This is a genomic window from Cytobacillus pseudoceanisediminis, assembly GCF_023516215.1.
GTDB lineage: Bacteria > Bacillota > Bacilli > Bacillales > Cytobacillaceae > Cytobacillus > Cytobacillus pseudoceanisediminis.
Map to the genome: position 1 here is coordinate 3,806,928 of NZ_CP097349.1, position 10,573 is coordinate 3,817,500.

Annotated in this window: 7 protein-coding genes, 2 rRNA genes, 3 pseudogenes and 1 riboswitch (1 of these 13 running past the window's edge); all 12 genes and pseudogenes read right to left on the reverse strand. The window is 44.4% G+C overall.

The window, feature by feature from the left end:
* Nucleotides 1–88 precede the first annotated feature (88 nt).
* On the reverse strand, nt 89–1,486 hold the full coding sequence (gene purF / locus M5V91_RS20560) for an amidophosphoribosyltransferase (protein ID WP_071158092.1): 1,398 nt from the start codon (nt 1,484–1,486) through the stop codon (nt 89–91).
* Nucleotides 1,471–3,686, reverse strand: a pseudogene (gene purL / locus M5V91_RS20565) (phosphoribosylformylglycinamidine synthase subunit PurL). The gene purF and the pseudogene purL overlap by 16 nt, the downstream one beginning before the upstream one ends.
* Entirely contained in the window at nt 3,670–4,356 is a 687-nt protein-coding gene (gene purQ / locus M5V91_RS20570) for a phosphoribosylformylglycinamidine synthase subunit PurQ (RefSeq protein WP_019382937.1), read from the reverse strand. Before purQ ends, purL begins: the two are co-directional and overlap by 17 nt.
* A pseudogene (gene purS / locus M5V91_RS20575) lies at nt 4,353–4,606 on the reverse strand (phosphoribosylformylglycinamidine synthase subunit PurS). Before purS ends, purQ begins: the two are co-directional and overlap by 4 nt.
* Nucleotides 4,594–5,318 (reverse strand): annotated as a pseudogene (gene purC, locus M5V91_RS20580) (phosphoribosylaminoimidazolesuccinocarboxamide synthase). The pseudogenes purS and purC overlap by 13 nt, the downstream one beginning before the upstream one ends.
* A gap of 115 nt (nt 5,319–5,433) precedes the next feature.
* Complete coding sequence (purB, locus tag M5V91_RS20585) at nt 5,434–6,726, reverse strand: adenylosuccinate lyase (RefSeq protein WP_009336739.1); 1,293 nt, start codon at nt 6,724–6,726, stop codon at nt 5,434–5,436.
* 3 nt (nt 6,727–6,729) lie between these two features.
* Nucleotides 6,730–7,884: a 5-(carboxyamino)imidazole ribonucleotide synthase gene (gene purK, locus M5V91_RS20590; protein WP_175502193.1), complete on the reverse strand. Its 1,155-nt coding sequence runs from the start codon at nt 7,882–7,884 to the stop codon at nt 6,730–6,732.
* Nucleotides 7,871–8,359 carry a 5-(carboxyamino)imidazole ribonucleotide mutase gene (gene purE / locus M5V91_RS20595; protein WP_026041807.1) on the reverse strand — a complete coding sequence of 163 codons (489 nt, stop codon included), beginning with the start codon at nt 8,357–8,359 and terminating at the stop codon, nt 7,871–7,873. The genes purK and purE overlap by 14 nt, the downstream gene beginning before the upstream one ends.
* Nucleotides 8,360–8,498: 139 nt before the next feature.
* Nucleotides 8,499–8,600: riboswitch (purine riboswitch) on the reverse strand.
* 88 nt (nt 8,601–8,688) lie between these two features.
* The gene (locus tag M5V91_RS20600; RefSeq protein ID WP_019382942.1) at nt 8,689–8,895 is read right to left on the reverse strand and encodes an NETI motif-containing protein; all 207 of its coding nucleotides are present in this window, start codon (nt 8,893–8,895) and stop codon (nt 8,689–8,691) included.
* Nucleotides 8,892–9,434, reverse strand: coding sequence for a DUF2179 domain-containing protein (locus M5V91_RS20605; protein ID WP_009336735.1), 543 nt, complete (start codon nt 9,432–9,434; stop codon nt 8,892–8,894). Before M5V91_RS20605 ends, M5V91_RS20600 begins: the two co-directional genes overlap by 4 nt.
* Nucleotides 9,435–9,964: 530 nt before the next feature.
* Nucleotides 9,965–10,081: ribosomal RNA gene (rrf, locus tag M5V91_RS20610) — 5S ribosomal RNA — on the reverse strand.
* Nucleotides 10,082–10,284: 203 nt separating this feature from the next.
* A 23S ribosomal RNA gene (locus M5V91_RS20615) occupies nt 10,285–10,573 on the reverse strand; it runs 2,645 nt beyond the window's last position.

Consider the following 10,573-nt stretch of genomic DNA (forward strand, 5'->3'; position numbering starts at 1 on the left):
TGCTTTTACCGGTCAAAAATGATGATTTACCGGTTAATTCTTTATATTTACCGGCCAAAAAGAGCAAAATACCGGCCAAGTTTCATATTTATACCTTTTCATAAGGATGCAAAGTGCTTGGATAAATCTCCGTCGGATACTGGCCTGTAAAGCATGCCAGGCATTGTCCGTCTTTTCGGCCGATTGCTTTGACCATGCCCTCTGTACTTAAAAAGGTAAGTGTGTCCGCACCAATGATTTCTCTTATTTCCTCAACTGAATGATTGCCGGCAATCAATTCTTCCTTTGTTGATGTGTCGATTCCATAGAAACATGGATTTTTAATTGGCGGTGAACTGATAAGCACATGCACTTCTGTAGCTCCTGCTTCTTTCAGCATTGTGACGATCCGTCTGCTTGTTGTTCCTCGAACGATCGAGTCGTCCACCATGATGACTCTCTTGCCCTCTACAACTCCGCGTACCGGAGACAGCTTCATTTTTACACCCTGCTCACGCAGCGATTGGGATGGCTGGATAAAAGTCCGGCCAACATAGCGGTTTTTTATCAAGCCCATCTCATATGGAATGCCTGTAGCTTCAGCATAGCCAATCGCGACAGAGATGCTTGAGTCAGGTACGCCCGTAACGACGTCCCCTTCAACTGGCGCCTCAAAGGCAAGCTGCTTTCCAAGGTTTTTCCGGGCTGTATGAACGTTGATCCCGTTGATATTACTGTCCGGACGGGAAAAATAAACATATTCCATTGTGCACATTGCAATATTAGAGGCCATTGCAAACATTTCAGAACGGAATCCATTGTCGTCAATAATCAGCAGTTCTCCTGGCAGGATATCGCGGATATACTCTGCACCGACAACATCAAAAGCACATGTTTCAGATGCAACCGCATAAGCATCGCCGATTTTGCCAAGCGAGAGCGGCCTCATGCCGTTCGGATCCAGCGCAACCATCAGTTCTGTTTCGGTCATAATCAGAAAAGCATAAGCTCCTTTAATCATGGATAAAGCATTTTTGACACGGTCCTTAAGTGAAGAGAAGCCTGCACGCTTAATTAAGTGAGCCAGCACCTCTGTATCCGAGCTCGTTTGAAAAATGCTTCCCTGTCCTTCAAGCTGATGCTTCAATGCAGTCGCATTCACCAGGTTTCCATTATGGCAAAGTGCAAGACTTCCGCTTTGTGAGTTGAATAGCAGAGGCTGGACATTTTCATATCCGCCCCCGCCGGCAGTCGCATAGCGTACATGTCCGATTGCTGCTTTTCCTTCCAGTTCCTTCATGGCATCTGCAGTGAAAATTTCCGTTACTAGCCCCTCACCTTTTATGCCTTTCAGCTTTTTGCCATCGGTAACAACCATTCCCGTGCCTTCCTGGCCGCGGTGCTGCAGACTATGAAGCCCGTAATACGTGATCTGGGAAGCATCCTGATGCCCCCAGATTCCAAAAACACCGCACTCTTCATTCAGTCCTCTTATTTCAGCAAGCATGGGATAGCCCCTTTCCAGGCCTGCTTTAGAACGTCAACCTGTTCAGCAAGCAATAGGCCCTCTTCATTGGAGATATAAAGTATAGGTGCTTCTGTTACTTCACCGATTAATGTCGCGTCTACTAAACTTTCAAATACTTCCTGGTTTTCTTTTTTGACAGATAGCAAGAAACGGGATTGTGATTCACTGAATAAAGCTGAAGTCGCATTTCCTTTTACCTTGATATCCGCTCCCAGACCTGTTGAACCAATCAGGCTTTCCGCAGCTGCTACCGCTAAACCGCCTTCTGCCACATCATGGGCAGATGCAACAAGTCCCGAACGAATAGCTTTTAAAATTTGTTCCTGTGCCTTTTCTTCTTTTTCGAGATCAAGTTCAGGCGCTTTTCCAAAAATCTTGCCGTATGTCATCTTCTGCAGCTCACTGCCGCCGAACTCATCCTTTGTTTCGCCTACCAGATAAATAAGATCACCAGCTGCTTTAAATGATTGTGTTGTAACATGATCAATGTCATCAACAAGCCCGACCATTCCAATGACAGGTGTTGGGTAGATAGCTGTTCCATTTGTTTCGTTATATAAAGAGACGTTTCCGCCGATAACTGGCGTATTCAATGTGCGGCATGCTTCACTGATTCCATCTGCCGCTTTTTCGATTTGCCAGAAGATTTCAGGCTTCTCCGGGTTTCCGAAGTTAAGATTATCTGTTATCGCCAATGGCTGACCGCCGGAGCAAATGATATTTCTTGCTGCTTCAGCCACAGCAATTTTTCCGCCTGTTTCAGGATCAAGATACATATAACGTGAATTACAGTCTGTCGTCATGGCCAATCCTTTGCGGGTGCCGCGGATGCGAATGACTGCAGCATCTGATCCAGGTGCCACTACTGTATTCGTGCGGACCATATAGTCATACTGGTCATAAACCCATTCCTTGCTGGCGATTGTCGGCTGCTGAAGGAGCTTTACCAATGTTTCTTTATAATCTTCAACCGCAGGAACTTCATTTTCCATTGCCTGAAATTCGCGGAAATATTCCGGCTCGCTTGATGGCTTATGATAAACCGGCGCATCCTCTGCAAGCGCATCTACCGGCAGCTCTGCTACCACTTCTCCCTGATGAGTCAGGCGGAGCATTTTATCATCGGTTACCTTGCCGATAGATACTGCTTCAAGGCCATACTTGGAAAATAAATCAACGATCTCCTGCTCGCGTCCTTTTTCACGACAATCAGCATTCTCTCCTGAGACTCGGAAAGCATCATTTCATATGCAGTCATGCCTGTTTCCCTTTGAGGAACAAGGTCAAGATTCATTTCAATTCCGGATCCCGCTTTGCTGGCCATCTCAGCAGAAGAGCTTGTCAGACCGGCAGCTCCCATATCCTGAATGCCGACAAGTGCGTCAGACTGGACCAGTTCAAGGCATGCCTCTAGCAGAAGCTTTTCCATGAATGGATCGCCAACCTGGACAGCCGGGCGTTTTGATTCTGATTGGTCTGTTAATTCTTCAGATGCAAAAGTAGCACCATGGATACCGTCACGGCCGGTTTTTGCTCCAACATACATGACTGTGTTGCCTACTCCATGGGCCTGGCCTTTTTTAATATCCTTATGGTCGATTAAGCCGACACACATAGCGTTTACAAGCGGATTTCCTTCATAGGAAGAATCAAACTGCACTTCTCCCCCAACTGTTGGAATGCCGATGCAGTTTCCGTAACCTGCAATGCCTGCGACTACTTCTTTAAAAAGGTACCGTACACGAGGAGTATCCAATTCTCCAAAGCGTAAAGAGTTGAGGAGCGCGACCGGTCTTGCTCCCATTGAAAATACATCGCGGATAATCCCGCCGACACCTGTTGCTGCCCCCTGGTAAGGCTCGATTGCAGACGGATGGTTGTGGCTTTCAATTTTAAAAACAACTGCTTGCCCATCGCCGATATCAACAATTCCAGCTCCTTCCCCTGGTCCCTGAAGTACTTTCTCTCCTGTTGTCGGAAATTTGCTTAAAACGGGCTTTGAGTTTTTATAGCTGCAATGCTCTGACCACATAACCGAAAACAAACCGATTTCTGTGTAATTTGGCAAACGCCCGATAATCTTTTCAATCATCGCAAATTCGTCATCAGACAAACCCATTTCTTTGTATACCTTCTGTGCCTTTAACTGTTCCGGACTTGGCTCAAGCATTAACGACATGTGCTTCCCTCCATTGTTTTACGATTGATTGAAAAAGTTTCAGGCCATCTGCTCCCCCTAAAAGCTCATCAACAGCTCTTTCAGGGTGCGGCATCATGCCGAGTACATTTCCTTTTTCATTGACAATGCCTGCGATGTTTTCCAGGCTGCCATTTGGATTCGTTCCATTGTAAGTAAAAACGATTTGGTTATTTTTCTTCAATTCAGCTAGAACAGCTTCATCACAATAATAGTTTCCTTCACCATGGGCGATCGGAATATTGATTACTTCATCCTTCTCATATGCAGATGAAAACATGGTCTCATTGTTTTCAACCCGTAACTCCACGGTGCGGCAGATGAATTTCAGGCTATCGTTTCTTCTCATTGCCCCAGGCAAAAGACCAGCTTCAAGAAGGATTTGAAATCCATTGCAGACGCCCAGGATCGGCTTTCCTGCTTCAGCCGCTTTAACAACTTCTTTCATGACATTACTGAAGCGTGCGACAGCACCCGAACGGAGATAATCTCCGTAAGAGAAACCGCCGGGAAGAAGAATCCCGTCATATTCGTCTAAACTTTCCGCGTCATGCCAGACATATTCGGCTTCCGCTCCAAGCTCATCCTTTACTGCATGGTACATGTCGATGTCACAATTAGACCCTGGAAATACGATCACAGCAAACTTCACTGAGCAACAGCCTCCTCAATTTCAAAGCGGTAATCTTCAATCACTACATTAGCTAATAAGCGCTCACACATTTCCTTCACAGCTTCTTCAACAGGACGGTCGCTTTTATCCACTATCAGTTCCATGTATTTTCCAATGCGCACATCAGACACTTCGCTGTAATTCATGGAATGCAGAGAATTTTTACAACTGTTCCTTGAGGATCTAGAACACTTTCTCTTAATGTGACGAAAACTTTTACTTTGTACATACTGTTTGGCCTCCCAGTCGAGCTAAAATATTTTCATAAGCATCTGTTAAATTTCCAAGGTCTCTGCGGAAAACATCTTTATCCAGCTTTTCATTTGTTTCAATATCCCAAAGCCTGCAAGTATCTGGCGAAATCTCATCAGCCAGCAGAATTTGTCCTGATTCATCTTTACCAAACTCCAGCTTAAAATCTACTAATTTAATGCCGAGGTCTTTGAAAAAGTCTCTTAAAATGGCATTAACCTGAAGTGCCTTTTCCTGTAAAAGGGCTGCTTCCTTTTTATCAGCCAGCTGAAGAACTTCAATATGATCTTCTGTCAGCAGCGGATCACCGAGCTCGTCATCTTTGTAGTAGAATTCAACAATCGGCCTCGGTAACTCTTTCCCTTCTACAACTCCCAATCTCTTAGAAAAGCTCCCCGCTGCAACATTGCGGACCACTGTTTCGAGCGGAATGATATCCACCTTTTTAACAAGCTGCTCAGTCTCTGAAAGTCTTTCAATAAAGTGAGATTCAATTCCCAGGTCATGAAGCTTTGAAAAAAGCAAACTCGTAATCTCGTTATTCAAACGGCCCTTGCCGCTGATGCTTGCTTTTTCTCACCATTAAAGGCTGTTGCAGAATCTTTGTATTCAATCCAGACGATATTTTCATCGTTTGTTTGATAAACCTTTTTGGCTTTGCCTTCGTATAACAATTCTCCTTTTTCCATAGCGGAGAGCCTCCCTTATTTGAATAGCACATGTCTGCTAGACATTATTATTAAGAAGATTGGGAATTTTCCCGATAATAAAGAGGTAAAGACTGCTCTTTACCTCTTTATTTTTTTATAAACCTAGACGGTCAAAAATGGTGTCCACATGCTTGATGTGGTAGTTATAGTCAAAGCAGTCATCTATTTCTGCTTCGGTTAGCTTTGATGTAATCGTCTCGTCCTGCTCGATCAGGCTGCGGAATTGCACCTGTTTTTCCCACGCTTCCATAGCCCGCGGCTGAACAGTATCATATGCCTCTTCACGAGTCATGCCTTTGTCAATTAAGGCCAGAAGAACACGCTGAGAGTAAATCAGCCCTAACGTACGGTCCATATTGCGCTTCATGTTTTCAGGGAAGACTGTTAAATTTTTCACGATATTTCCAAAGCGGTTCAGCATATAGTTCAGCGCAATCGTTGCGTCAGGCAGTATGATTCTTTCAGCTGATGAGTGGGAAATATCCCGCTCATGCCATAATGCCACATTTTCATACGCAGTCATCATATAGCCGCGGATCACTCTTGCCATTCCCGTCATATTTTCTGAACCAATCGGGTTGCGTTTGTGCGGCATTGCTGAAGATCCCTTTTGACCTTTCGCGAAGAACTCTTCCACTTCACGCGTTTCGCTTTTTTGCAGGCCGCGGATCTCTGTCGCAAATTTTTCAATTGAAGTGGCTACAAGCGCAAGCGCCCCCATATAATGTGCATGACGGTCACGCTGAAGTGTTTGCGTTGAAATGGGCGCTGGCTGGATGCCCAGCTTTTCACACACATATTTTTCAACAAACGGATCGATGTTTGCATATGTTCCAACTGCACCTGAGATTTTACCGAATTCCACTCCAGCAGCTGCTTCTTTAAAGCGGTCAAGATTACGCTTCATTTCTTCATACCATAGTGCAAGCTTTAATCCGAATGTAGTCGGCTCAGCATGTACCCCGTGCGTACGGCCCATCATTACTGTATGCTTGTGTTCCTGTGCTTTGTTTTTCAGGATTTCCACAAAGCGTTCGATATCTTTTAGAAGAATATCATTCGCCTGTTTGATTAAGTATGAAAGCGCCGTATCAACCACATCTGTGGAAGTAAGCCCGTAATGAACCCATTTGCGTTCCTCGCCAAGCGTTTCAGATACCGCACGAGTAAAAGCGACCACATCATGCCGTGTTTCCTCTTCGATTTCTTTAATACGGTCAATATTAAAAGAAGCATTCTCACGGATTTTCTGAACATCTTCTTTCGGAATATCCCCTAATTCAGCCCAAGCTTCACAAGCAAGAATTTCTACCTCAAGCCAAGCCTGAAAGCGGTTCTCTTCTGTCCAGATAGCTCCCATTTCCGGTCTCGTATAGCGTTCAATCATGTTTTATCCTCCGATCTTTTCCTTCACAGGGGTCCAAATGCCGCTTCTTTCTGCTTCTTCAAGTGCCTCTTCGGCTGATTTCCGCAAAAGCGTGACATGGCCCATCTTGCGTTTATATTTGGCATCCTTTTTTCCATACAAGTGAATCTTCCAGTCATCCAATTCAGGTATTTTCTTAATTAAAGGCTCCTGATGCTCTCCTAGTATGTTTACCATAACAGCCGGTTTTAATAGCTCCGTGCTGCCAAGCGGCCAATTGCAAACTGCACGGATGTGCTGTTCAAACTGGGAGGTTTCGCAAGCTTCTATCGAATAATGGCCTGAGTTATGCGGACGAGGCGCAAGCTCGTTAATGTAAATCTGTCCGTCTTTTGTCAGAAACATTTCGACTGCCAATGTACCGACAAGGCTTAAAGCTTCTGCCAGCTGGTTTGCTGCATTTATTGCCCTTTCCTCAGCATCGGCTGTGATCATGGCCGGCACAATTGTCTGGTGCAGAATGTTTTCTTTATGGACATTTTCCCCGACTGGAAATACCGCTTTTTCTCCCGAGATATTCCGGCAGATAATAACCGATATTTCCTTTTCGAATGGAATCCATTTTTCAAGGACGCACACGCCATTCTCAAGAAGCTGTGCAGCTTTCTTAATATCCTGCCCGCTCTTTATTACAACTTGCCCTTTTCCGTCATATCCGCCTCTGGATGTCTTTAATACTGCTGGATAGCCAAGCTTTTCTATATTATCATAAATATCTTTTTCAGTAGTAATGACCGCATATGGCGCTACCTCGCAGCCGGCTTTTTGGATGGCTGCTTTTTCCTTTGTCCGGTCCTGGGTGATTTCCAGCACCTCGCTCCCCTGTGGGACGTACGCATTTGCACATAGCCACTCAAGAGCTTCCGCACTGATATTTTCAAATTCATATGTCACAACGTCACTGACGTCAGCTAACTCTTTTATAGAATCTAAATGGCCATATTCTCCAATGATTTTAATATCCGCAACCTGGCCGCAAGGAGAGTCTTCTGCCGGATCTAAAACGGCAATCCTGAAGCCATTTGCTTTTGCTGCAAGTGCCATCATTCTCCCAAGCTGTCCCCCGCCAATAATTCCAATTGTTTGTCCAGGTAAAATTGTTTTATTAGACAAGTTCATCACTGCTTTCTAGTACTTCCTGTTTTGTTTTATCTCTTTTTGACTGAAGACGTTCTGCAATGGCTGTATCAAAAGCGCCAAGTATTTGTGCTGCCAGCAATCCGGCGTTAGTGGCTCCTGCTTTTCCAATCGCAACCGTTGCAACCGGGACGCCGCCGGGCATCTGAACAATGGACAGCAATGAATCCAGTCCGTTTAGAGCTTTTGATTGGACTGGCACTCCAATGACAGGAAGTGTCGTTTTCGCTGCAACCATTCCTGGAAGGTGTGCCGCTCCTCCTGCACCCGCAATAATTACCTTTATTCCTCTGTCTCTTGCCTGCTCAGCATATTCAAACATAAGATCTGGAGTCCGATGGGCTGAAACAACCTTTTTTTCATAAGGGATTTCAAGCTCTTCCAGAATTCCGCAAGCGTGCTTCATTGTCTCCCAATCTGATTTGCTTCCCATAATGACTGCTGCTTGTGCGCTCATTCTTTCTCCTCCAAATCTTCCAATATAAAAAACCCGCACAGACCCTTCTCTTAATATGAGAGAAAGTAATCTGTCCGGGCTAAAAAGAACCATAAGGAAGACACCTGCAAACGGCAGGAACCATTCCTTCTACATGCCGGGCATATCAGCTTTCCCTCATAGTCCAGCAATTTACGGTTGCCGGGTAGAAACTTATGGGCCCTATTCCCATTATTATACGAGGGGTTTATTCACGTTTTATTAACTACCATCATATTAACAACATACCTGATACTCTGTCAATCGAAAAATCGAACAATACTAAAAGTCAGACAATTAATGTTCGTGTTTTAATCTTCTAATCGTTTTGCTTCAAAAACTATCTGCCTTCCAGCCGGTTCATAATCGACTTTACCACCCGTCTTAACTTCTTTAAATATAGGCTTCTCAGTCCTTCTAACAGGTATATATCCTGCCTTTTGTATCCTGTCCAGGCACTGGTCAATCGTTTCGTTTTCCTGGACCTCAAACACCATTTTGTTTTTGGCTTTGCTCATTGGGATAACTTTCCTCTCTTAACAGATTTCACCCAGAAACCGCCATGAATCGTTTTTGGCTCATAAGCGATGATGAAGGCCTTAGGATCCAGCTCTTTAATCGTCTGATAAAGCTTTAATTCATATTTTCTTGGTGTCAGGATCTGAAGGGCCATCCTATCGCCTTCAAGTCCATTGGCAGCCCAGTTTGTGACACCATAGCCTTTATCCCTTAAAGCTTTTGGAAGATCCCTGTCATATTCCTTTGTAATTACATTTACCGTAATATAGCCAAGAGCAAGCTTCTCTTCAATTTTCATGCCGGCAATAACGCCAATTCCATAACCGACTGCATAAGCAATCAGATTTTGTATTTCATTTAGGTTATCCAGAACCAGCCCTAAACCTATGACATAGATAACAACTTCGATGGTGCTTATAAAAGCTGCAAGGTACCGCTGCCCCTTAAGCGTAAGAATCATCCTGATGGTAAAAAATGATACATATACAATATTAATGATCAAAATAATAGCGACCATAATAAAACTGTTTTCCAGCAAAGCAAGCGTCCTCCTTTATGGGGGATTTAAAGGCATATGGGCGCCCCTTCCCCATTAAGTCCCTATTGTACAAAAGAAATTGGCGTTTGATAACCTTTTTTTGCAAATTGGATTCTTTATGAATAGGTTATCCTTTTTTGAGTGGGATGAAACGGCTGAATTATGCCTTCATTAGTTGAGGCTATATAAAGGAGAGAGTATCTAAAGGTTTTTATCTAATAGGTTTTGGAGATTATCCAGCATGTTTCTATCTCGATTAGAAGTTTATTTCACATTTGGCATAATATATCTTGGTAAAGAACAGATTTAACACATAAAACAGGCAGTGAAGTAAGGAGTGGCGAATATAAATGAATTCTGACACATATACGAGTAAAAGGGACGCATATAAATTCCAAAGTGAAGCATAACATGAAAAAGTGACGCATATATGTATTTTCCACCAAAAAGAAGAGTTCAAATATAATATTTGGATAAAGTAATACATCCAAACACACAAAAAAGAGCACCCATCAGGTGCTCTTTCATATGCCCGGCAGCGTCCTACTCTCACAAGGGGACAGCCCCTAACTACCATCGGCGCTGAGAAGCTTAACTTCCGTGTTCGGTATGGGAACGGGTGTGACCTTCTCGCTATCGCCACCGGACTATTTGGTTGAAGAAACTTCGTTCCCTCAAAACTAGATAATGCATGAAGAAGCATTTGCCGAGTATTCACCAATGACTTGTCTAGCTTCGGCTCCTAACTTCTCGGCCGTTTCGATCCGTCCCTCCAAATCCCAAAACCAGGATTTGAATGGCCGGCTCTCCAACGTCTCTCAAAGTTGAACAGTCGCCTCCGCTTTTCGTTTTGGTTAAGTCCTCGATCGATTAGTATCAGTCAGCTCCACATGTCGCCACGCTTCCACCTCTGACCTATCAACCTGATCATCTTTCAGGGATCTTACTAGCTTGACGCTATGGGAAATCTCATCTCGAGGGGGCTTCATGCTTAGATGCTTTCAGCACTTATCCCTTCCGCACATAGCTACCCAGCGATGCCTTTGGCAAGACAACTGGTACACCAGCGGTGCGTCCATCCCGGTCCTCTCGTACTAAGGACAGCTCCTCTCAAATTTCCTGCGCCCACGACGGATAGG